The organism is Streptomyces sp. NPDC059696 (assembly GCF_042733745.1).
In the GTDB taxonomy this organism is placed as follows: Bacteria; Actinomycetota; Actinomycetes; order Streptomycetales; family Streptomycetaceae; genus Streptomyces.
Map to the genome: position 1 here is coordinate 229,501 of NZ_JBHWFG010000008.1, position 20,167 is coordinate 249,667.

Sequence of the window (20,167 nt, forward strand, 5' to 3'; positions counted from 1 at the left end):
TCGGGAAAGTGCCGGACACGAAGGGGACATGAGCAACGACGAGATCTTCGCCGCTGCCTACCGCGAGCACTACTGGGCGGTCAGCCGCTATGTCGCACGGCGACTGGACGGACGGACCCTCGACGTGGAGGAAGTGGTGGCGGAGGTGTTCACGGTGGCCTGGCGGCGCCGGGCCGACCTGCCGCCCTCCCCGCTGCCCTGGCTGTACGGCGTGGCGCGCAACTGCCTGGCCAACGCGGTACGCGGCCACGGACGCCGCCGCCGGCTCGTCGACCGGCTCGGCAACGACGACACCGCGCACGGACGGCACATCGCGGCGGGCCCCGACGCCGACACCCCCGGCGCCTGGGTGCACGAGGCACTCGCCCGGCTCTCCCCGGCCGACCAGGAGGTACTGCGCCTGACGGCCTGGGAGGAACTCGGCGTCGACGAGGTCGCCGTCGTCCTCGGCTGCGGCAGCCGGGCCGCCGCCATGCGGCTGCACCGGGCCCGGCGACGGCTCAGAGCGGAGATCGACCGTGTGCGTCCCGAGGCCCCGACCGCCGAGCACCCCTGCATGACCGCCCCGAAGGAACACGGCCATGGCTGATGAACTCGAACTGCTGCGCGGCGCCGACCCGGTGCCGCCCCACGGCCCCCACTTCGGCGACGGCCCCCTCGACCACAACGCCGAGCGCCGGCTGGAGCGTCTGCTGCGGCACCAGGAGGACCGGCTCCCGGAGGGAGCGGGGCCGCACCCCGGCCGGCTCCCATGGCGAGCGCGGCCGCTCACCGGCGCCGGGCGCGCACGGTGGAGCCTGTTCCCCGGCCGTGCACGGGCACGGCGAGGCCCGGGGCCCGGCCGTCTGCCGGCCCTGCCGCTGCCGGGCTCCGGGCGGCTGCGGCTGGCCTGGGGGCTGGTCGCCACGGCCGTCGTCGCCGCCCTGGCCCTCACCCTCGTGCTGAGCGGCGCGAGCGCCCCGCCCGCCGTCGCCGCGCCCCGCCCGCTGGTGGTCGTATCCGACTCCACACCCGTGTCCCTGGACCGCATGGCCGAGCGGGCTGCCGCCGCCGTCGAGGTCCCCGGCGCGCCCCGCCTGCGCAAGGGCACCCACGTGCGGTCCTGGAGCCTCGGCATGTCCGACAGCATGCCCCCGATCACCCTGCCCGAGGAGCGCATCGTGCGCTGGAGGGCCGACGACAGCCACACCGAACTCGTCGTGGCCACCGACCCCGGGTACCCGGGCCGCCCCGTCCTCTCGGACGCGGGCGGCACGCCGCACCTCGTCGGCGACGGCCACGTCCTGCTCGACCGCACCTACCCGCCGAGCTGGAGCGACGCCCCGCCCCACTCGCCCCCGCCGACGGATCCGGCCCGGCTGCGCGCCTACCTGACGGAGTCTCAGTTCACCGGCACGCCGCTCACCACGCCCGAGCTGCTGGACGCGATGGCGACGCTGCTGGACCACTGGACCCTCGGCGCACGTCAGAGCGCGGCGCTCGCCCGGCTGCTGGCCGGCGCCGACGGTCTGCGGCCGGCCGGCCGGGTGACCGACCGGCTGGGCCGACCGGGCCAGGCCTATGTGAACGACTGCGGCGGCGTCCGCCACATGCTGATCATGGACCCGGGCACCGGTGCGGTCCTCGGCCTGGAGAGCACCTTGATCCGGCCGGAGCCCGCCTTCGGTGCGGAGTCGGGCGACGTCATGTCGTACAGCGCGTGGATGCGCTGATCACGACGGCCGCTCCGCGGCGTGACGCGGGTGGGGTCCTTCACCGGCCCCGCCCGTTACTCGTCCCAGGCCTGGACCAGCGTCTGCTCGGTGATCTTGCCGTCGCGCAGCGACAGCATGGACTCGGAGAGCACACGCACCCCGTCCGCGTACTGGCAGCTCTCGCTGTAGGCCGCCTCGTCGCCCTGGATCACGCAGTGCTCCAGCTTGTGCGACATGTCGCGGCTGTAGACGTCCTCCAGCATCCGCCCGATCTCGTCCCGGCCGTGCAGGACCTTGGGGTGGCTGGGCTGGGTCGTGTGGTCCACGATGCGCAGCTCGGCGTCGTCGGCGTAGAGGGAGAGCAGGATGTCCGGGGTGTGACCTTCCAGGCCCTGGCGCAGGGTCTCTCGGTCGAAGGCGGGGTCTGCGGCGGTTCCCATGATGACCTCCTTCGAAGGGCCGCGACCCGGCGGGCGCGGGCCGCGAAAGGCCTCTCCTGTCGAGCCTGCTCCCGACCGGCGAAGTCGGCAAGCCCGGCCCGGGCACTGGGCCTGACGGGTGAGCGCCACCGCCCGCCCGTGTCCGCCGAGGACCCGTCCGCGTTGCGCCAGGCATGATCTCAACACGACGTATCGTCGCCGCCGTTGGTCTCGCCGCCGGGGTCACGGGCCTCGCCGCGCCGATGGCGAACGCCGCCCCCGCGGAGGCGAAGAGCCCGCTCAGCCCGATGGCCACACTCGACTCGCTGACCGTGAGCGACATCCCCGCCGAGCACAAGGACGAGATCCCGCGGCCCTCCTCGCAGCTGGCCGGGCTCAACCGGCTCAACGACCTCGACCAGCTGAACCAGGTCGTCGGTCTGGTCTCCCCGCTCTTCGGCTTCGTCCCGAACATCCGCTGACCACCCGCGCGTGGACGAGGGCCGCCCCGACCCGGGCGGCCCTCACCCGTGCCCGGGGTCAGTCCGCCGTGGCGAGGAACTGCGTCGCGGCCAGCTCCGCGTAGAGCGGATCGGCCGTCACCAGCTCACGGTGGGTGCCGACGGCCCGGACCCGGCCCGCGTCCATCACCACGATCCGGTCGGCCGTCGTCACCGTGGACAGCCGGTGCGCCACGACGAGGACCGTGGTCGAGCGGGCCACGTCCGCGACGGTGTCCCGCAGCGCCGACTCGTTCACCGCGTCCAGCTGTGAGGTCGCCTCGTCGAGCAGCAGCAGCCGGGGGCGGCGCAGCAGCGCGCGGCCGATGGCGACGCGTTGCCGCTCACCGCCCGACAACTTGGTGCCGCGGTGCCCGACCAGCGTGTCCAGACCGCCCGGCAGCCGGGCGACCAGGTCGTCGAGGCGGGTCGTCTTGAGCACCCGCGTGACGGCGTCCTCGTCGGCCTCCGGATGGCCCAGCAGCAGGTTGTCCCGCAAGGACCCCGACAGGACCGGCGCGTCCTGTTCCACATAGCCGATCGCGGCACGCAGCCGGGGCAGCTCCCAGTCGCCGAGAGGCTGCCCGTCCAGGGTGATCACGCCGGACTCGGGGTCGTAGAACCGCTCGATCAGCGAGAAGACGGTGGTCTTGCCGGCGCCGGACGGGCCGACGAACGCCGTCATGCCCTGTGCGGGCACGCTGAACGTCACGCCGTGGTGGACGTAGGGCAGGTCGTCGGCGTAGCGGAAGCGGACGTCGTCGAAGGCGACGGCGGCGGGCCGCGCTCCGGGCGCGGGCAGCCCGGCAGCCTCGGCGGCCGGCTCGGCCGGCAGGCGCAGCGCCTCCTCGATACGGGTCAGGGCCGCCGCCCCCGTCTGGTACTGCGTGACGGCACCGACGACCTGCTGGATCGGCGACATCAGGTAGAAGACGTACAGCAGGAACGCCACCAGGGTGCCCACGTCGACCGCGCCGGTCGCCACCCGGGCGCCGCCCACCGCGAGCACCGTGATGAAGGCGACCTGCATGGACAGCCCCGCCGTGTTGCCCGCGGCGGCCGACCACTTGGCGGCCCGCACGCTCTGCCGCCACGACTCCTGCGCCGCCTCGTGCAGCGTCCGCTCCTCCCGGTGCTCCGCGCCGGACGCCTTGACGGTGCGCAGGGCGCCCAGGACCCGCTCCAACGAGGCACCCATGACCCCCACCGCGTTCTGCGCCTCACGGCTCGCCTTGTTGATGCGCGGCACGATCACCCCGAGGACCACGCCGGCACCCAGGATCACGGCCAGGGTGACGCCCAGCAGCACGGCGTCCACCAGGCCCATCATCACGACCGTGGCGACGAGCGTGAGCCCGCCCGTGCCCAGGCCGACCAGCGAGTCGGTGGTGACCGCGCGCAGCAGGGTGGTGTCGGAGGTGATACGGGCCATCAGGTCGCCCGGCTCGCTGCGGTCCACGGCGGTGATCCGCAGCCGCAGCAGATAGGAGGACAGCGCGCGCCGGGCGCCGAGCACCACCGACTCGGCGGTGCGGGTCAGCACGTACGAACCCAGCGCGCCCAGCGCCGCGTTGGCCACGACCAGCGCCGACATGGCCAGCAGGGCACCGGTGATGGCCCGTTCGTGCGACAGGTCGTCGATCAGGTCCCGCGCCACCAGCGGCAGCAGCAGCCCGGTCGCCCCGGTGACCAGGGAGAGCAGCGCACCGGCGAACAGGGACCAGCGGTGCGGACGTACGTATCCGAGGAGCTGCCGCCACGGGGGTGTGGCGGTCCCGGTCTCTGCGATGCTCACGGCGCCCCCCCTGGGCCTCGGCGGAGCGTTCAGGCTACGTCGCCGCCGACCCGCGCGGCCTGCCCTTTCGCTCCTTTCCGTGCCGGGGAGCGTGGCCGATCCGCGCCCCTTACCGATCAGTCGCGCGTAGGGTTCGGAGGGGAACGGTCCCCGGCCGACGAAGGAGTCAGCACGATGGCCCAGGAAGTACGCGGCGTGATCGCACCCGGCAAGGACGAGCCGGTGCGGACCGAGACGGTCGTGGTGCCCGACCCCGGCCCGGGCGAGGCCGTGGTGCGGGTGCAGGCCTGCGGGGTGTGCCACACCGACCTGCACTACAAGCAGGGCGGCATCAACGACGAGTTTCCCTTCCTGCTCGGCCACGAGGCCGCGGGCGTGGTCGAGGCGGTCGGCGCCGGTGTCACCGATGTCGAGCCCGGCGACTTCGTGATCCTCAACTGGCGTGCGGTGTGCGGGAAGTGCCGGGCGTGCCGGCGCGGGCGGCCCTGGTACTGCTTCGACACCCACAACGCGCAGCAGAAGATGACCCTCGCCTCGACCGGCCAGGAGCTGTCCCCGGCCCTCGGCATCGGCGCCTTCGCGGAGAAGACGCTGGTCGCGGCCGGGCAGTGCACCAAGGTCGACCCGCGCGTGGCCCCGCAGGTGGCCGGGCTGCTGGGCTGCGGTGTGATGGCCGGCATCGGCGCCGCGATCAACACCGGGAACGTCGGCCGCGGCGACTCGGTCGCCGTCATCGGCTGCGGCGGGGTGGGCGACGCCGCGATCGCCGGATCGCTGCTGGCCGGAGCGGCGACGATCATCGCCGTCGACATCGACGACCGCAAGCTTCGGACCGCCCGCTCCATGGGCGCCACGCACACCGTCAACTCGCGCGAGAACGACCCGGTGGAGGCGATCCGCGACCTCACCGGCGGCTTCGGCGCCGACGTCGTCATCGAGGCCGTCGGCCGCCCCGAGACCTACAAGCAGGCCTTCTACGCCCGCGACCTCGCGGGCACCGTCGTCCTCGTCGGCGTCCCCACGCCCGAGATGAAGCTCGAACTGCCGCTGCTGGACGTCTTCGGCCGCGGCGGCTCCCTGAAGTCGAGCTGGTACGGCGACTGCCTGCCCTCCCGCGACTTCCCCATGCTGATCGACCTGCATCTGCAGGGGCGCTTGGACCTCGGCGCGTTCGTCACCGAGACGATCCAGCTCGACGAGGTGGAGAAGGCCTTCGAGCGGATGCACCACGGCGACGTGCTGCGCTCGGTGGTGGTGCTGTGATGACCACGCGCATCGAACACCTCGTCACCTCCGGGCAGTTCAGCCTCGACGGCGGCACCTGGGACGTCGACAACAACGTGTGGATCGTCGGCGACGACCACGAGGCGATCGTCATCGACGCCGCCCACGACGCCGACGCCATCGCCGAGGCGGTCGGGGACCGCCGCCTCACGGCCATCGTCTGCACGCACGCCCACAACGACCACATCGACGCCGCCCCCGCCCTCGCCGAGCGCACCGGCGCCACGATCTGGCTGCACCGCGACGACCTGCCGCTGTGGAAGCAGACCCACCCGGACCGTGAGCCGGACGCCTGGCTGGTCGACGGCCAGACGATCGAGGCCGGCGGCGCCGACCTCAGGGTCCTGCACACCCCGGGGCACGCGCCCGGCGCGGTCTGCCTCTACGACCCCGGCCTCGCCACGGTCTTCACCGGCGACACCCTCTTCCAGGGCGGACCCGGCGCCACCGGCCGGTCCTTCTCGCACTTCCCGACGATCATCGACTCGATCCGTGACCGGCTGCTCGCCCTGCCGCCCGGGACGACCGTTCGCACCGGCCACGGCGACTCCACGACCATCGGCGCCGAGGCCCCGCACCTGGAGGAGTGGATCGCGCGGGGCCACTGAGCGTGCGCCGTCCGCAGCGCCGGCCGCGTGTCGCCCGTAAAAGGCGACAGAAGATGTCCGGCTTACCCGTCACGCTGAGGGCGACACGCAGTCACCGTCACGGGAGGTCGGACATGTCAGCTCCGTTGCAGGACAAGGTCGCACTGGTCGCCGGTGCGACCCGGGGCGCCGGGCGGGGAATCGCCGTGGAACTCGGCGCGGCCGGCGCCACCGTCTACGTCACCGGCCGCACCACCCGCGCCCGCCGCTCGGAGTACGACCGGCCCGAGACCATCGAGGACACCGCCGACCTGGTCACCGCCGCAGGCGGCCGGGGCATCGCCGTCCCCACCGACCACCTCGACCCGGCGCAGGTCAGGGCACTCGTGGACCGGATCGCCGACGAGCGGGGCCGCCTCGACATCCTGGTGAACGACATCTGGGGCGGCGAGAAGCTCTTCGAGTGGGACACCCCCCTCTGGGAGCACGACCTCGACAACGGGCTGCGCCTGCTCCGGCTCGCCGTCGAGACGCACGCCGTCACCAGCCACCACGCCCTGCCCCTGCTGCTGCGCCACCCCGGTGGCCTGGTCGTCGAGGTCACCGACGGCACCGCCGACTACAACGCCCGGAACTACCGGGTGAACTTCTTCTACGACCTCGCCAAGACCTCCGTGCTGCGCATGGCCTTCGCCCTCGGCCACGAACTCGGCCCGCGCGGCGCCACCGCCGTGGCCCTCACGCCCGGCTGGCTGCGCTCGGAGCTGATGCTGGACGGATTCGGGGTACGGGAGGACAACTGGCGCGACGCCCTGGAGCACGTCCCCCACTTCGCCATCTCCGAGACACCGCACTATGTGGGCCGGGCCGTGGCCGCGCTCGCCGCCGACGAGGACGTGATGCGCTGGAACGGGCAGTCGCTGTCCAGCGGGCAACTCGCGCAGGTGTACGGCTTCACCGACGTCGACGGCTCCCGCCCGGACGCCTGGCGTTACCTGGTGGAGGTCCAGGACGCGGGCAAGCCCGCGGACGTCACCGGCTACCGGTGACGCGACGCGCTGCGCGGCCGTCACAGGCACCCGCGGCCGTCACCGGCTACCGGTGACGCCGACGCGCTGCGCGGCCGTCACAGGCCCCTCTCGACGAACCGGTCCAGCAGCGCGTCCAGCCCGGCCGCCAGCCCTTCCGGGCCGCCCCGCTCGGCCAGGGCGGGTGCGGTCGCGCGGAGCCTCGGGAGCTCCTCCGACGGCAGGCGGTACAGACCGAGCCGGAACGCGGGGTCGGGCTCCCTCGGGTTGTCCACCATGGCCCGCAGCTCCACGGACACGTACCCGAGGACCCAGGCGGTGAAGGCGCGCAGGACCGGAGCGGAACGGGTCTCCCCGGCACCGGCCTCCCAGAGCACGTCGAGCACGCGTTCGTGATCCCGCAGGACCGCCGGCGCCCTGCGCGCCAGCGGCACCTCGGTGAAGCGCGTGAAGATCAGCGGTGTGACCTGAGGGTGGTCGAGACAGACCTCGTAGGTGATCCGGGCGATGCGGTGCAGTTCGGTCCGCCACGCGGGGCTCGCGGCCACCGCCGCCGGTTCCGCCTCGGCGAGCCGGTCCTCCAGCTCCAGGAACAGGGCCTCCACCACCCCGTCCAGCAGTGCGGTCTTGCCCGGCGCGTAGCGGTACAGGGACATGGCCTCCACCCCCAGCTCGGCTCCCAGACGGCGCATGGTCAGAGCCGGCAGGCCGTCGCGGTCGACCAGCTCCAGGGCCGCGGCGAGGACCCGCTCACGGCTGAGCCTGCCGGGACGGCCGTCCTCGTCGCCACCGGGCCCCGCGCCGTCCACCATCACCTGCCTCCTTCGCGCAGATCCCGCTCACCCGTCATGGCCTCTGCAGTTCGCCCCACACGACGAACCGGTGGACGTAACGGCCGTCCCACCCGCGGTCCGTGCAGGTGATGAGGGTGATCCGGGCCTTGTCGGGCCGGGCTCCCGGCTTGCCGGGGACGGGAAGGAGGACACCGACGTCGGAGGGCTCCACGACCTTGCTGCGGGTGACCCGGTACGTGTAGGTCGTCCCCTGCCGTTCGACGGCGAGTGCGTCGCCCCGCCGCAGCTCCGTGAGCCGGTTGAAGGGCTGTCCCCAGCCCGTCCGGTGACCGGCCACCGCGAAGTTGCCCGTCTCACCCGGCAGCGCCGTCCGCGGGAAGTGCCCGGGGCCCTTCGCCAGTGCCTGCTGTGAGACGCCCTCGACGATCACCGGCGCGAAGCGCTCACCGAACCGGGGGACGCGCAGTACGGCGAGGGCCTGGCCCTCGCGAGGTCCCGGCTCCTGCGCACGGGACCTGCGCGGTGCGGAGTCCGAGCGCCGGAGATCTTCGCGCAGCGCCTGCTGCGTGTGGCCGTAGGCGTCGTCCGCCTGCCGGTCGTGGAAGATCTTGACGCCGCCCAGGACCAGGCCGGCGAGCATCAGACCGACGCCCAGAGAGACACCCAGAAGGCGGCGCACCCTTCTCATCCCGGACCTCCGCGGTGCGGTGGGGCCACTCCCGTGGCCCCACGTCGGCGACCTCGTCAGGTGTCGTCCCGGACCTTGCGCGGGATCAGCCGCAGTGCGGCGCATCCCGCCGAGATCAGAACGAAGACGACGATCCAGAACCAGACACTCCCGGGGCCCCCGGTGACCGGCAGCAGCCCGGCCCCGGTGGTTCCACCGGCTGTGGTGCCGGCGCCTACATAGTTCGCCATGATTTTTTCCTTTCTCCGCGCGGATTTCGTCGTGGAACGTCGTGTGCCGGTCGTCCGTGTGTCACCAAGCGCGGTCCCTTCGCAGAGCCGTGTCCGCGAGCGCACGGAGGTGCACGCCCTGGAGGAACAGGTCGTAGAACCACTCGGGCAGGACCAGCATCGAGGCGATCGACACGCGCCAGCCGCGCGACTTCACGGTGACCGCCCGTTCGATGGCGTAGAACGCCGTGAAGGCGATCCAGAACGGAGCGATCCGCACTCCCGCGCCGACGGCGAGGAACCAGACGACCGAGACCAGGTAGGCGGTCGACACGGAGGCTCCGAGGAACGCCACGAGCTGTCGGGCCCAGCCTTCCGTCGTGTAGCGCGTGAGGCCGTAGTCGATCAGGTTCTCCAGCGCGCCGCGCTTCCAGCGCAGCCGCTGCTTGGCAAGGGCACGCCAGGTCTCCATGACTTCCGTGGTCATGGTGGCCCGGGTGGGGGCGACGATGCGGTGGTGCAGGTGTTTCAGGGCCAGGGTGAGTTCGTTGTCCTCGGTGAGCGCCTTCGTGTCGTAGACGCCCTCGGCCGGAGGGAGCAGGCCGGACCGGCGGGCTTCGAGGACCTCCTTGAGGGCTCCGGCCCGGAACAGGCAGGCGGTGCCGGTCAGGCAGAGCACCTTGCCCCGCTTCCGCGCCGTGTCACGGGCGTACCGGGCGAACTCGTTGCGCTGGAACGCCCCGCACAGCCGGCCGCCGGAGCGGCCGCGGAAGTTGCCGCCGACCGCCCCGTACCCCTGCGCCATCTTCCTGCGGGTGACCTCGATGAACTGGGGGTCCAGGAAGGTGTCGGCGTCCTGGACGAGGATCGCGTCCTGATCGGAGACGGCCGGCAGCAGTCTGCCGAGCGCCCCGTTGAGATTGCCGGCCTTCTTGTGCCGGTTGCCGACCGAGTGCCAGACCTCGGCCCCGCCCGCCCGGCCGATGCGCTCCAGCTCGGCGGTCCGGCGGCTGTCCGGGTGCGGATCGAGGGTCACGACGACGCGGTCCGCGGGCCGCGTCTGCCCCCGCAGCGCCTCCAGCACCCGGGGCAGCGAGTCCACCTCCTTGTAGGCGGGCACGAGCACGGTCACCCGGGGAACGTCCTGCGCTGTGAGGGGTGTCTCGGCCATCACGTACTCCGTGCCACTGAAGGAACCATCACCTCATGTCCGTAATCTTACGTTGTAAGCGTATCTGTGCAACTTATACCGTCGGCTTCACCTGTCGGCTTCACCCGTCGGCTTCACCTGTACGCTCAGCTCGTCCACGGCCGGCCGCGGGCGCGCGTCGGCCATGAGCAATGTCACTGTTCCGTCCCAGCCCGCTCGGCAGCACAACCGGAACCGTTCTCCGTCCGTCTAGCTGGCAGACATCGCAGATCCGCATTCGCGAAAGGGCATGACCAGCCATGGGGGACGTACGCAGACGGAGCGCCGTCGCACTCGGGATCACCGCACTGGTGGCACCGCTCACGCTCGCACTCGGCGCCGCACCGGCGCAGGGCGCGAGCTGCACCACGCAGGCCGGCCCGTACCAGAAGCAGGTGGAGAAGTTCCTCGGCCGCCCGGTCGACGGCAAGCAGTCCGCCACCGACTGCAAGGCCATCAAGGCCTTCCAGACCAAGCACGGCATCTCCCCGAACATCGGCTACGCCGGCTCCGTCACCTGGGGGGTGATGGACCTGATGCAGAAGCAGAAGGCCGTCGGGAAGACCCCCAACAAGGACGGCAAGTGCCCGGTGAACAAGGGGCGCATCGCCTGTGTGAACCTGACGCTCCAGCTGAGCTGGATCCAGGACGGCGACAAGCTCGTCTACGGTCCCGTCCCGGTGCGCACCGGCCGCGACGGCTACGAGACCCGCACCGGCCTGAAGAAGATCTACTGGCGCAACATCGACCACGTGTCGTCCATCTACCACGTGCCGATGCCCTACGCCCAGTTCTTCGACGGCGGCCAGGCCTTCCACTCGGTCGGCGTCAGCATGTGGAACCCGCCGGGCTCGCACGGCTGCACCAACATGACGAAGACCGACGCCAAGAAGTACTGGTCGCTGCTGAAGAAGGGCGACGACGTCTTCGTCTACGGCCGCAAGCCGGGCACCTGATCGCAGGCACCCGGCTCGCATCCGGCCGTGTCCCCTACTGGGGCGCGTTGCCGAAGTCCGGTATCTCCAGCCGGATCCCGCCCTGCCGCGCGGACTCGTGCGCGATGATGCCCGGCAGGGTGTAGCGGGCCGCCACCCAGGCGTTCACCGACGGCAGCGTTCGGTCGTTGACCGCGGTCACGAAGTCGTCCACCAGGAAGTGGTGGCTGCCCTCGTGGCCGTTGTGCAGGTGGTCGAACTCCCGCGGCAGTCGCGCCCGGTCGTGCACCGGCGCCGACCCGGAGGTGAAGGCGGCCCGAAGCTCCGGCGCGATGTGCCGCAGCGAGGGGTCGTCGGGCGCCATGGTGGGCTTGGGCTCCAGCAGTTCGCTGATGTCCTTCACCCCCTGCTTGTCCTGCCACAGGGCGACCGTGGCGAGCTGCTCCATGCTCGCCTCGGTGCCGAAGAAGCGGAAGCGTGATTCCCGTATGTGCGACGGGTAGCCGACCCGCCGGAACTCGTTCGTACGGAACGAGCCGCCGCCCGCCACCTCGAACAGCGCGGTGGCGTTGGAGACGTCGTTGCCGAACTGGCTGACGTCCTTGTCGAAGACGCCGTCGCCCCGGTCGTCGGTGACACCGATCGCCGACACGCTCACCGCGTGCGTCCTCCAGGCACCCAGCACCCCGCCGATCGCGTGCGTCGGGTACAGCAACGGTGGATAGCTGGCGGTCGCCTTCCAGTTCTCACCGCCGCTGTACTGGTAGGCCTCGTAGAACCCCAGGTCCATGTCGTGGACGTAGTCGCCCTCGGCGTAGAAGAGCCGCCCGAAGGCGCCCACGGCGATCTGGTTGCGGGCGTGGACCGTGGCCGGGTTGTACTCGCTGGTCTCACCCATCATGTACGTCAGACCGGTGGCCTTGACCGCGTCGATGATCGCCGCGATCTCCTCCGTGCTGATGGCCATGGGGACCGCCGAGTAGACGTGCTTGCCGGCGTTGAGGCCCTGCAGCACCAGCGGCCCGTGCGTCCAGCGCTGGGTGAAGATCGCGACGGCGTCGACGTCCTCCGACTCCAGCATGGCCTGGTACGACGGGAAGGTGCCGGCGAGCCCCTGGGCGGCGGCGAGCTGCTCGGCCCGTTCGGGCAGCAGGTCGGTGACGTAGACGTCGCTGACGCCGGGGTGGGCCTGGAACAGCGTGGCGAACTGGCCGGAGAACTGGCCGGCGCCGACGATGCCGAGGGAGAACGTCATGGAGCGCGTGCCCTTCACTGGGAGAGGATGAGGTTGATCTGGTCGTTGGTCCGGTCGAGGCTGCTCACGGGCTTGCCGTTGCCGTAGATGTCCTCCATGGCGGGGGTCATCAGCGCGGTCATGTCCGCCGAGTAGCTGGCGATCGGATAGGAGAAGGTCCGGAAGTGCCTCTTGTCGGCCACGGGTTCGGTGAACGCCGAGACGTCGATGCCCCTCTTCCGGTACGCGGCAACGGCCGCCTCGGTGCCCGCCGGGGTGGCGGGAAAGACGACTCCGGACCTGCCGACGACGTTCTGGCAGCGGTCCGAGGCCAGGTAGGCCACCCACTTGCGGGCGCCCGGCTTGTTCTCGGAGGCCTTGGTGATGGAATCGGCCAGGCCGTTCAGCATCGTGGCGCGCTTGCCGGTCGGGCCGGTGGGCGTCAGGGCGGTCTTGATGTCCTTGCCCTTGAATCCGGCATACGTGGAGATCATCCAGGCCCCGTCGAAGGCGGTGGCCGCCTTGCCCGCCGCGACCTGGGTGTTCGCCTGGTTGGACTGGACGTTGTAGTCGGACAGCGGTGGCATGTAGCCCTTCTTCGCCAGGCCGAAGTACCACTTGATGACCGACTGGAAGGTCTTGCTGTCGTACTGGTACTTCGTGCCCCAGCGCGGCTTGTCGAGGTAGCTCCATCCGGCGGAGGCGGCGAAGGTGCTCCACTGCGTCTGGCCGTCGCCGAACCCACCGCCGTTGCTGGCCATGCCGTACACCTTGACGTTGTTGCGGTCGAAGCCCGGCTCGTCGCCCCGCTTGCCGTTCCTGTCGATCGTGAGGTGCGCGATGGCTTTCTCGAAGCTTCCCCCGTCCTTCGGGTTCCAGGAGAGGCTGTTGAGCTGCTCCTTGCCGAGCCCGGCCTCCTCGGTCATCTTCGAGTTGTAGAACAGCGCGACGGTGTCCCAGTCCTTGGGGGCGCCGTAGCGGTGACCGTCCTGGCCGACCCAGTTGGCGGCGAGGCCCGGCTGGTAGTCGGAGTCCTCGATGCCGAGGTCGTCGAGCGGTTCGAGGACCTTGAGGTCGGCGAACTGGCCGAAGTACTGGATGTGGTCGGTGAACACGTCCGGCTGGGTGCCCGCGATGAACCCGGCGGTGAGCTTGGTCCAGTAGTCGCTCCAGCCCAACTGCGTGATTTTGACGCGCAGTCCGGGGTTCTCCTTCTCGAAGCCCTTCGCACAGGCCTGGTAGGCGGGCAGTTGATTGGCGTCCCACAGCCAGTATGTGACGGTGTGCGCGGATGACCCGGCGGCGCCAGGCTGCGCGCATCCGCTGACCAGGGACAGCGCCAGCGCTCCGGTCGCCGCGACGAGCGGACGAAGTCGAATTCGCATCACAGTCCCCTTACTTGATCCCGGTGAAGCCGATGGAGCTGACGATGCGGCGGGCGAAGCAGGCGAACAGCACCAGCATCGGCAGCGCGGCGATCAGCGTCGCCGCCATGAGTCCGGACCAGTCCACGCCGGTCGCGGGGGTCTGCGCCCGGAACACCGCGAGCGCCACCGTCAGCACGCGTGAGCTGTCGCTGTAGGAGACCATCAGCGGCCAGAAGTAGTCGTTCCAGGAGGTGATGTATGTCAGCACGGCCAGCGTGACGATCGGCGTGGACGCCATCGGCAGCACCACCCGGAAGAAGATCTTGACCTTCCCGGCGCCGTCGAGCAGCGCGGCCTCCTCGACCTCCTTGGGGATGTTCATGAAGAACTGGCGCAGGAAGAACACCGCGAACGGCGTCATGAACATGGTGGGCAGCGCGATGCCGAGGAGCGTGTCGATCAGGTGCAGCTGCTTGATGAGCACGAAGTTCGGCAGCAGCGTGAAGATGGCCGGCACCATCATCCCGGCCAGGAACAGCCCGAACACCGCATCCCGCCCCCGCCAGCGCAGCCGGGAGAAGGCGTACGCGGCCATCGCGGAGAAGAAGATCTGGCATCCGGTGATCAGGGTCGAGACCAGCACCGAGTTGAGCAGATAGCGCCAGAAGTCCAGCCCGCCGCCCGCGCCGCCCTGCGCGACGGCCTCCTCGGCCGACTGCAGGCCAAGGGCCCGTTCGAAGCCGCTGGTGGTGAGGTCCACCGGCAGCGGGCCGGCGGGGTCGGCGTTCAGGCCCGCGTTGGTGGACAGCGCGGTGCGCAGGATCCAGTAGAACGGCAGCAGGGTGATGAGGACGATCAGCCCCATCACGGTCCAGGCGGCGGCTCGCCCGAAGGAGAACCCGCGCCGCACCGGTCGTACGGTCCTCGTGGTCGTCACGGCAGCCATGAGGTGTCTCCCTTCCGTCAGCCGAGATCGGTCCGGCCGGCCCGGGTGAGCCGGTATTGCAGGACGGTGATGGCGCTCAGCACGACGAGCAGGGCGACGGACATGGCCGAGGCGTAGCCGAACTGGAAGCGGCCGAAGGCGGAGCCGTAGATGTAGTACTGCAGGACGTTGGTGGCGTTCGCCGGACCCCCCGCGGTGGTCACCGCGACGGTGTCGAACACCTGGAACGACCCGATGACCGTCATGATCAGCACGACCGCGAGCACCGGCCGCAGCAGCGGCATGGTGATCCGCCAGAACATCCGCCACTCGCTCGCGCCGTCCACCCGGGCCGCCTCGTACATGTCGTTCGGGATGGCCTGGAGGCCCGCGAAGAGCAGCAGCGCCGTGTACCCGACGTGCCGCCACACGTTGATCAGCGCGATCGTCGGGATCGCCCAGGTCTCGTCGGCGAGGAACGGGATGCGGTCCACGCCGAGCCCGCTGACGATCTCGTTGCCGATGCCGAGCTGGGTGTCGAGGATCCACAGCCACACCAGACCGGCGACGACGTTCGACATCAGATACGGCGTCAGCACGATGCCGCGCAGCAGCGCCGACTGCGTCAGCCGCTGGAGCAGTACGGCGATGGCGAGCGCCGCGACCGTCTGGACGCCGATGTTGATGACGACGTACTCGACGGTGACCCACAGGGAGTCCCAGAAGATGGGGTCGTTGACCATGCGGACGTAGTTGTCCAGGCCCACCCACTCCGCCGGCGTCAGCAGGTTGAAGCGCGTGAAGCTCAGATAGACGCCCCGCAGGGTCGGCCAGAGCAGGAAGACCAGGAAACCGAGCATCGCCGGCGCGATGAAGCAAGCGGCCAGCCGGCCGTCTCCCCGGTCCTCGCCGGACACCTCCTGTCGCGTCCGGGTCCTGCTGCGGGCCTCCGCCGCGCCGCCCGAGGGCAGGCGTGAGGGAGGACTGCTGGAGGCGATGGTCATCGGGAGACTCCCTCGCTGCGGCGGCTCGTCCTCTGGCGGGACTTACTTTTGGTGCGAAAGAATTGCTGCGTCAAGTGGCCTGCGAACATCTTTTCCCAGGAACCGACATCGACCTAGAGTGGTCCTGTTAATTTCGGTGTGAAAAAAATGGGTGAGGGGAGTCCGACCTTCATGACCGATGGCACCGCCGGCTGGCTGCCGCTGAGCCCGGGGGAGCGCTCCGTGGCGATCGAAGTCCTCGTCCACGGCCCGCTGTCCCGCGCGGAACTCGCCCGCAGGCTGGGCCTGTCGGCCGGCAGTCTCACCCGCCTGACCAAGCCGCTGATCGAGTCGGGTCTGCTGATCGAGGTGCCCGAGGCGGGGGCCCCCGTCGAAGCGCGCCAGGGGCGCCCTTCCCAACCGCTGGACGTCGTCGCCGACTCGGGTTTCTTCCTCGGCTTCAAGATCACCGAAGACATGGTCTACGGCGTCGTCACCACCCTCCGCAGCCACATCGTCGCCCGCCACGACCGCGTGCTCACCACCCATGACCCGTCCGAAGTAGCCGACGTGCTGGCCGACATGACCGCCGACATGGCCGCGGGCCACCCCCGCCCCGCCGGGATCGGCATCGGCGTCGGCGGCTTCGTGCAGGACCGTGCCGTGGTCGGCGAATCCCCCTTCCTGCTGTGGCGGGACGTCCCGCTGGCCGACCTCGTGGGGGAGCGCACGGGCCTGCCGGTGGTGGTCGAGAACGACGTCGCGGCGCTGGTCGAGGCGGAGACCTGGTTCGGCGCCGGACGCGGACTGGACCGCTTCGTCGTCCTCACCATCGGCGCCGGCCTGGGCTACGGGCTGGTCCTGGGGGGCAAGCGGGTGCCGTTCGCCGAGGAGGACCGCGGCTTCGGCCGGCACTGGATCATCGACTCCCACGGGCCGCTCACCCCGGACGGCAGGCGCGGCAGCGCCGTCTCGCTGCTGACCATCCCCAGCATCCGCTACCAGATCCGGGCCGCCACCGGCGAGGACCCCACCTACGAGGAGATCCTCGCCCGGGCCGCCGCGGGTGACCCGATGCCCGCCCGGGTCGTCGACGAGGCGGCGCGCGCCCTGGGCACCCTCGTGGCGCAGATCTCCAACTTCGTGATGCCGCAGCGGATCCTGCTCGCGGGGGAGGGGGTCGGGCTCATGGACGTGGCCGGGAAGACCGTCGAGGAGACGGTGCGCGAGCTCAGGCATCCGCTCGCCGCGCCGGTCGGTCTGGAGACGAAGGTTTCCGACTTCCACGACTGGGCCCGCGGCGCGGCCGTGTTGGCCATCAAGGTGCTGGTCCTCGGATCGGCCGAGGCGTGAGGGGGAGTGCGTGAGGGTGAACTTCCCGGCGGCGAAAGGTGCTCGCAGGTGGCTGATGTGAACAGCCTCACGTTTACCGGGAGATGGACGTGATCAGTAACACTGTCCGAAATGACCGTTTAGCTCGTGATTACTCACATCGTCTTCACGTCCGGCGACGTATGCTTCACAGCATGTCCACCACTGTTGAATCCTCATCCGAGCGATCGGCTGACGAGGTCAACGAGGAGATCCGCGCGCTGTGGCGCCGGTCGGGCGGGACACTGAGCGTCGAGCAGCGCGAGGAGTACCAGCGGCTCGTCCTGGAGTGGGCCTCCGCGGCCCCACAGCCGGCGCCCGCGGCCTGACCCTCGTCCCGGCCCGCTGACCCCTCGGACCCTCGTCGAGGGGTACCCCTGATCCCATGGGTGCCCTTCTCGCACCGTCCTCGGCCGTCGTCTACGGCGTCGCCGCCCCTGAGCCAGCAGCTTCGCTCGAACAGGGTGGTGCCCCCGTCACCGGCGGTTCGTTCTCCGGGCGCGCACCACGCCGCCGTCACTGCCACGGCCCGCTCGGCGGGCTGCTGCTCGTGGGGGCGGCGCTCGCGACCGTAGTGCTCACGCTGGGCTGACGGCGACGCCCCGACGCGTTCCCGACCCTCGGCCGCCGTCGGCGCGAGTACTCCGACAGCGGCACACCGGCCTGGCCCCCCGGTTGCATCATCCCCAAGTGGCCGAGTAGTACTGCCGGTACGCCTTCCGGTCCTGCTCCGCGCGGATCCACCGGGTCGCCACCAGGGCGACGAGGCTGCCCGCGATGACGAGCATGCCGGGGCCGACGTTGCGCGGGTCGGTGAGGCGGCCCAGCAGCGTCGACACGTCCGTACCGGTGATGGGAGCCGGCGAGCCCGGCGAGGCGGCGCCCTGTGTCGCCGACGGTGCGGGTGCCGCGCCCGTACCGCCCGCCGACTTCGCCACGATCAGCTTGACGCCCAGCTCCGTCAGCGCCTTCGTCACCGGCTGGAAGAACGTCGTACCGCCCACCCTGCAGTCACCGCTGCCACCCGACGTCACGCCGAGCGCGATGCCGTCGGCGAACATCGGGCCCCCGCTGTCGCCGGGTTCGGCGCACACGTTCGTCTCGATCAGACCGGTCACCGTGCCCTCGGGGTAGTTGACCGTGGCGTTGAGCGCGGTCACCTCCCCCTCGCGCAGTCCGCTGGTGCTGCCGCTGCGGAAGACCTTCTGCCCGACCTCCGCGTCGGCGACGCCCGTGATCCGCACGCCCTTGCCGTCACCGACCGCGACGACGTCCGCGCCCTTGCCCGCACGCCCGCTGTCGTACTTGACCAGGGAGTAGTCGTCGCCGGGGAAACTTCCCTTGAGGGAGGTGCCGACCTGCTGCCGGCCCCGGTCGTCGGCGAACCAGAGGGAACCGTCGGGCCCGCAGTGCCCGGCCGTGAGGATGAAGTCGCTCTTGCCGTCGGTCACGTTGAACCCCGCCGAACAGCGCCCGGCGGTCGACAGGATGGGCTGCGCGCCGTTGATCCGCGTGGTGAACGTGCCCTCGGTGCGCTCCATGCGCACGAAGGAGCCGATGCTTTCGGCGACCTCGGTCATCCGGGACCAGTCGGAGGCGGAGACGGTGCTGTCGCCCCGCACCACCACCTGGTTGCTCTTGTAGTCCAGCGCCCACGAGGTACCGGAGACCCTGGGGGCCGAACGCAGCGTCCTCGCCGCCGACTTCAGGTCGCTCATGCTGTGGCCGACCATCTTCGCCCGCGCCCCGGCCCGTTCGACCTCGGCCGCCGCCTTCTCGTCGGTGACCGCGACGACCGGCCGCCCGGCCGAGTCGACCCAGCTGCCCGCCGTACGGGAGTTCCCGAGCCGGGACACGAGGTCGGTGCCCTCACCCGTCGCCGGAGGCGCGGTGAAGGGGACGCCGATGGACGGGGCCGCGGGCTCGCTCGCCACGGCGGTGGTGACCATGGCTCCTCCGAGGAGGAGTCCGCCGACGGCCGCCAGCCGTGTCACTCGCCGGACGACCCGTCGTCGTGCGTGCCTCATGCATGGCTCCCGAACCCGAACATCCCGATGCGAACAGCGCAGGGCCCTCCTTGAGTTGAGTGCCCCTCATCCATACGGGGCGCAGCCGCGCCGCGTTCAGCGCACCGGTGATCTCTTCCCGGTCAATCCGTGACCGGACCCGCGAGCAGCGCCCCGCTGCGCGCGTCGCCCCACACCGAGTCGGGGTCGACGTAGGGCCGCAGCAGGGAGGTCAGCGCCGGGTCCCCGCGGCCGTTGAGCTCATCCGAGGCGATCTTGCGGGCGATCCCCGCGAGGAAGTCCGCCACCTGCACCCGGGCGTCGTCCCGCGCGACGACCAGCCGCAGCCCGGCCAGGCCGACCCCGGCCCGCCGGGCCGTCCCCTCGATCCACGCGATGCGGTCGGGCGTCAGCATGTTCTGCCGGTCGTGCACGAGGTGCACCGTCCGCCCGTCGCCGCTCCACAGCGCGGCCGTGCGCACGATCGCCGGGAGCAGCGGGTTGAGCAGCGGGATCAGCGGCGGCCCGGCCAGGAAACCCTCCCGGTACGACACCGCGCGGGGCCGGGTCGCCGCCAGCCGCTCCAGGACCCGCGCCGCGTCCGTGCGCGGATGTGCCCGGCGCAGGGCGTCGACGGTCCTGTAGAAGACGTCCACCGGGTCCCCGTCGTGGCGGACCCGCAGCAACTGGTTGGCCGCCTCCAGGAAAGCCCGCCAGCCGGCCTCCCCGAAGTCCGCGCGTCCCGCGCGGAACAGGACGGCCGCCTCGTCCGCGTCGTCCAGCAGCAGGCCGACCGTCCGGTCCACCACGAAGAACGTCTTCTCCATGAGGTGCACGCGTGCCCGCCCATGGATCGGCCCCCGCGGCGCGAGCAGCCACTCCAGCACCGCGCGGTGCTTCTCGCGCAGCAGGTGGTTCGCCTTGTACTCCTCGGCCGGGGAGCGGATCCGGTCCCGGATCTCCCGCACCGCCGCCGCGGCCGCCGCCTCGGACAGCGAGACCCCGGCGTGCGCGAACACGTCCGTGTTGCCGCCGGTGAGGTTCTCCCCGTCAGACCCCGACTCGTCGCAGGCGACCTCCAGGACCGTGTCCGCCACCGCCCCGCCCCGCCGCCCGCCCACATGATTCCCGCTCACCGCACAGCCCCCTATCGTGTGCC

Annotated in this window: 22 protein-coding genes; 10 read left to right on the forward strand and 12 right to left on the reverse strand. The window is 71.2% G+C overall.

Features of this window, described 5'->3' with window-relative positions:
- The first annotated feature begins 28 nt into the window (after positions 1 to 28).
- On the forward strand, positions 29 to 589 hold the full coding sequence (locus ACFV20_RS11700) for an RNA polymerase sigma factor (RefSeq protein WP_385655226.1): 561 nt from the start codon (positions 29 to 31) through the stop codon (positions 587 to 589).
- Entirely contained in the window at positions 582 to 1,712 is a 1,131-nt protein-coding gene (locus ACFV20_RS11705) for a CU044_5270 family protein (RefSeq protein WP_385655227.1), read from the forward strand. Before ACFV20_RS11700 ends, ACFV20_RS11705 begins: the two co-directional genes overlap by 8 nt.
- A gap of 56 nt (positions 1,713 to 1,768) precedes the next feature.
- Here ACFV20_RS11705 and ACFV20_RS11710 read toward each other — a convergent pair whose 3' ends face one another.
- Positions 1,769 to 2,134, reverse strand: coding sequence for a nuclear transport factor 2 family protein (locus tag ACFV20_RS11710; protein ID WP_385655229.1), 366 nt, complete (start codon positions 2,132 to 2,134; stop codon positions 1,769 to 1,771).
- Positions 2,135 to 2,307: 173 nt separating this feature from the next.
- Between ACFV20_RS11710 and ACFV20_RS11715 the strand changes: the two genes are divergently transcribed.
- On the forward strand, positions 2,308 to 2,595 hold the full coding sequence (locus ACFV20_RS11715) for a hypothetical protein (protein ID WP_385655231.1): 288 nt from the start codon (positions 2,308 to 2,310) through the stop codon (positions 2,593 to 2,595).
- A gap of 58 nt (positions 2,596 to 2,653) precedes the next feature.
- Here the strand turns inward: ACFV20_RS11715 and ACFV20_RS11720 are convergent, their stop codons facing one another.
- Entirely contained in the window at positions 2,654 to 4,408 is a 1,755-nt protein-coding gene (locus tag ACFV20_RS11720; protein WP_385655233.1) for an ABC transporter ATP-binding protein, read from the reverse strand.
- Positions 4,409 to 4,582: 174 nt separating this feature from the next.
- On the opposite strand from ACFV20_RS11720, the gene ACFV20_RS11725 reads away from it, so the two are divergent.
- The 3 genes from ACFV20_RS11725 to ACFV20_RS11735 all read left to right on the forward strand — a co-directional run bounded on the left by ACFV20_RS11725 (position 4,583) and on the right by ACFV20_RS11735 (position 7,328).
- Complete coding sequence (locus ACFV20_RS11725; protein WP_385655234.1) at positions 4,583 to 5,671, forward strand: S-(hydroxymethyl)mycothiol dehydrogenase; 1,089 nt, start codon at positions 4,583 to 4,585, stop codon at positions 5,669 to 5,671.
- Positions 5,671 to 6,300 carry an MBL fold metallo-hydrolase gene (locus tag ACFV20_RS11730; protein WP_385655235.1) on the forward strand — a complete coding sequence of 210 codons (630 nt, stop codon included), beginning with the start codon at positions 5,671 to 5,673 and terminating at the stop codon, positions 6,298 to 6,300. Before ACFV20_RS11725 ends, ACFV20_RS11730 begins: the two co-directional genes overlap by 1 nt.
- A gap of 113 nt (positions 6,301 to 6,413) precedes the next feature.
- Positions 6,414 to 7,328, forward strand: coding sequence for an SDR family oxidoreductase (locus tag ACFV20_RS11735; RefSeq protein WP_385655236.1), 915 nt, complete (start codon positions 6,414 to 6,416; stop codon positions 7,326 to 7,328).
- Between the two features lie 77 nt (positions 7,329 to 7,405).
- On the opposite strand, the gene ACFV20_RS11740 is transcribed toward ACFV20_RS11735, so the two are convergent.
- From ACFV20_RS11740 to ACFV20_RS11755, 4 genes are all read right to left on the reverse strand, one after another.
- Positions 7,406 to 8,119: a TetR/AcrR family transcriptional regulator gene (locus ACFV20_RS11740; RefSeq protein WP_385655238.1), complete on the reverse strand. Its 714-nt coding sequence runs from the start codon at positions 8,117 to 8,119 to the stop codon at positions 7,406 to 7,408.
- Positions 8,120 to 8,153: 34 nt separating this feature from the next.
- On the reverse strand, positions 8,154 to 8,780 hold the full coding sequence (locus ACFV20_RS11745) for a class E sortase (protein ID WP_385655240.1): 627 nt from the start codon (positions 8,778 to 8,780) through the stop codon (positions 8,154 to 8,156).
- 65 nt (positions 8,781 to 8,845) lie between these two features.
- Positions 8,846 to 9,019: a hypothetical protein gene (locus ACFV20_RS11750; RefSeq protein WP_385655241.1), complete on the reverse strand. Its 174-nt coding sequence runs from the start codon at positions 9,017 to 9,019 to the stop codon at positions 8,846 to 8,848.
- 61 nt (positions 9,020 to 9,080) lie between these two features.
- Entirely contained in the window at positions 9,081 to 10,169 is a 1,089-nt protein-coding gene (locus tag ACFV20_RS11755) for a glycosyltransferase (protein WP_385655242.1), read from the reverse strand.
- A 278-nt stretch (positions 10,170 to 10,447) separates the two neighbouring features.
- On the opposite strand from ACFV20_RS11755, the gene ACFV20_RS11760 reads away from it, so the two are divergent.
- A complete protein-coding gene (locus tag ACFV20_RS11760) occupies positions 10,448 to 11,143 on the forward strand; it encodes a L,D-transpeptidase family protein (RefSeq protein WP_385655243.1) in 696 nt (231 codons plus the stop codon).
- Between the two features lie 34 nt (positions 11,144 to 11,177).
- Here the strand turns inward: ACFV20_RS11760 and ACFV20_RS11765 are convergent, their stop codons facing one another.
- The 4 genes from ACFV20_RS11765 to ACFV20_RS11780 are packed head-to-tail and all read right to left on the reverse strand — an operon-like array spanning position 11,178 to position 15,652.
- Entirely contained in the window at positions 11,178 to 12,377 is a 1,200-nt protein-coding gene (locus ACFV20_RS11765) for a Gfo/Idh/MocA family protein (RefSeq protein WP_385655317.1), read from the reverse strand.
- Positions 12,378 to 12,391: 14 nt separating this feature from the next.
- On the reverse strand, positions 12,392 to 13,741 hold the full coding sequence (locus tag ACFV20_RS11770) for an ABC transporter substrate-binding protein (protein WP_385655245.1): 1,350 nt from the start codon (positions 13,739 to 13,741) through the stop codon (positions 12,392 to 12,394).
- Between the two features lie 10 nt (positions 13,742 to 13,751).
- On the reverse strand, positions 13,752 to 14,669 hold the full coding sequence (locus ACFV20_RS11775; RefSeq protein ID WP_385655247.1) for a carbohydrate ABC transporter permease: 918 nt from the start codon (positions 14,667 to 14,669) through the stop codon (positions 13,752 to 13,754).
- A gap of 17 nt (positions 14,670 to 14,686) precedes the next feature.
- Positions 14,687 to 15,652 (reverse strand): carbohydrate ABC transporter permease, encoded by a 966-nt coding sequence (locus ACFV20_RS11780; RefSeq protein WP_385655248.1) that lies wholly within the window; start codon positions 15,650 to 15,652, stop codon positions 14,687 to 14,689.
- A 171-nt stretch (positions 15,653 to 15,823) separates the two neighbouring features.
- Between ACFV20_RS11780 and ACFV20_RS11785 the strand changes: the two genes are divergently transcribed.
- From ACFV20_RS11785 to ACFV20_RS11795, 3 genes are all read left to right on the forward strand, one after another.
- The gene (locus ACFV20_RS11785; protein ID WP_385655250.1) at positions 15,824 to 16,984 is read left to right on the forward strand and encodes an ROK family protein; all 1,161 of its coding nucleotides are present in this window, start codon (positions 15,824 to 15,826) and stop codon (positions 16,982 to 16,984) included.
- Between the two features lie 161 nt (positions 16,985 to 17,145).
- On the forward strand, positions 17,146 to 17,331 hold the full coding sequence (locus tag ACFV20_RS11790; protein WP_385655252.1) for a hypothetical protein: 186 nt from the start codon (positions 17,146 to 17,148) through the stop codon (positions 17,329 to 17,331).
- Positions 17,332 to 17,387: 56 nt separating this feature from the next.
- A complete protein-coding gene (locus ACFV20_RS11795) occupies positions 17,388 to 17,594 on the forward strand; it encodes a hypothetical protein (RefSeq protein WP_385655254.1) in 207 nt (68 codons plus the stop codon).
- Between the two features lie 88 nt (positions 17,595 to 17,682).
- On the opposite strand, the gene ACFV20_RS11800 is transcribed toward ACFV20_RS11795, so the two are convergent.
- Together ACFV20_RS11800 and ACFV20_RS11805 are read right to left on the reverse strand one after the other, a co-directional pair.
- Positions 17,683 to 19,029 carry a S1 family peptidase gene (locus ACFV20_RS11800; protein WP_385655256.1) on the reverse strand — a complete coding sequence of 449 codons (1,347 nt, stop codon included), beginning with the start codon at positions 19,027 to 19,029 and terminating at the stop codon, positions 17,683 to 17,685.
- A gap of 122 nt (positions 19,030 to 19,151) precedes the next feature.
- Complete coding sequence (locus ACFV20_RS11805; RefSeq protein WP_385655258.1) at positions 19,152 to 20,144, reverse strand: DUF3800 domain-containing protein; 993 nt, start codon at positions 20,142 to 20,144, stop codon at positions 19,152 to 19,154.
- Between the last annotated feature and the right edge of the window lie 23 nt (positions 20,145 to 20,167).

Excerpts from the sequence above, each read along its gene's own strand:
- ACFV20_RS11790 (WP_385655252.1), top strand. The coding sequence starts at position 17,146 with ATGCTTCACAGCATGTCCACCACTGTTGAATCCTCATCCGAGCGATCG.
- ACFV20_RS11715 (WP_385655231.1), top strand. The coding sequence starts at position 2,308 with ATGATCTCAACACGACGTATCGTCGCCGCCGTTGGTCTCGCCGCCGGG.
- ACFV20_RS11775 (WP_385655247.1), bottom strand. The coding sequence starts at position 14,669 with ATGGCTGCCGTGACGACCACGAGGACCGTACGACCGGTGCGGCGCGGG.
- ACFV20_RS11780 (WP_385655248.1), bottom strand. The coding sequence starts at position 15,652 with ATGACCATCGCCTCCAGCAGTCCTCCCTCACGCCTGCCCTCGGGCGGC.
- ACFV20_RS11705 (WP_385655227.1), top strand. The coding sequence starts at position 582 with ATGGCTGATGAACTCGAACTGCTGCGCGGCGCCGACCCGGTGCCGCCC.
- ACFV20_RS11760 (WP_385655243.1), top strand. The coding sequence starts at position 10,448 with ATGGGGGACGTACGCAGACGGAGCGCCGTCGCACTCGGGATCACCGCA.
- ACFV20_RS11755 (WP_385655242.1), bottom strand. The coding sequence starts at position 10,169 with ATGGCCGAGACACCCCTCACAGCGCAGGACGTTCCCCGGGTGACCGTG.
- ACFV20_RS11740 (WP_385655238.1), bottom strand. The coding sequence starts at position 8,119 with ATGGTGGACGGCGCGGGGCCCGGTGGCGACGAGGACGGCCGTCCCGGC.
- ACFV20_RS11800 (WP_385655256.1), bottom strand. The coding sequence starts at position 19,029 with ATGAGGCACGCACGACGACGGGTCGTCCGGCGAGTGACACGGCTGGCG.
- ACFV20_RS11700 (WP_385655226.1), top strand. The coding sequence starts at position 29 with ATGAGCAACGACGAGATCTTCGCCGCTGCCTACCGCGAGCACTACTGG.
- ACFV20_RS11765 (WP_385655317.1), bottom strand. The coding sequence starts at position 12,377 with ATGACGTTCTCCCTCGGCATCGTCGGCGCCGGCCAGTTCTCCGGCCAG.
- ACFV20_RS11735 (WP_385655236.1), top strand. The coding sequence starts at position 6,414 with ATGTCAGCTCCGTTGCAGGACAAGGTCGCACTGGTCGCCGGTGCGACC.
- ACFV20_RS11750 (WP_385655241.1), bottom strand. The coding sequence starts at position 9,019 with ATGGCGAACTATGTAGGCGCCGGCACCACAGCCGGTGGAACCACCGGG.
- ACFV20_RS11785 (WP_385655250.1), top strand. The coding sequence starts at position 15,824 with ATGACCGATGGCACCGCCGGCTGGCTGCCGCTGAGCCCGGGGGAGCGC.
- ACFV20_RS11725 (WP_385655234.1), top strand. The coding sequence starts at position 4,583 with ATGGCCCAGGAAGTACGCGGCGTGATCGCACCCGGCAAGGACGAGCCG.
- ACFV20_RS11710 (WP_385655229.1), bottom strand. The coding sequence starts at position 2,134 with ATGGGAACCGCCGCAGACCCCGCCTTCGACCGAGAGACCCTGCGCCAG.
- ACFV20_RS11770 (WP_385655245.1), bottom strand. The coding sequence starts at position 13,741 with ATGCGAATTCGACTTCGTCCGCTCGTCGCGGCGACCGGAGCGCTGGCG.
- ACFV20_RS11795 (WP_385655254.1), top strand. The coding sequence starts at position 17,388 with ATGGGTGCCCTTCTCGCACCGTCCTCGGCCGTCGTCTACGGCGTCGCC.
- ACFV20_RS11730 (WP_385655235.1), top strand. The coding sequence starts at position 5,671 with ATGACCACGCGCATCGAACACCTCGTCACCTCCGGGCAGTTCAGCCTC.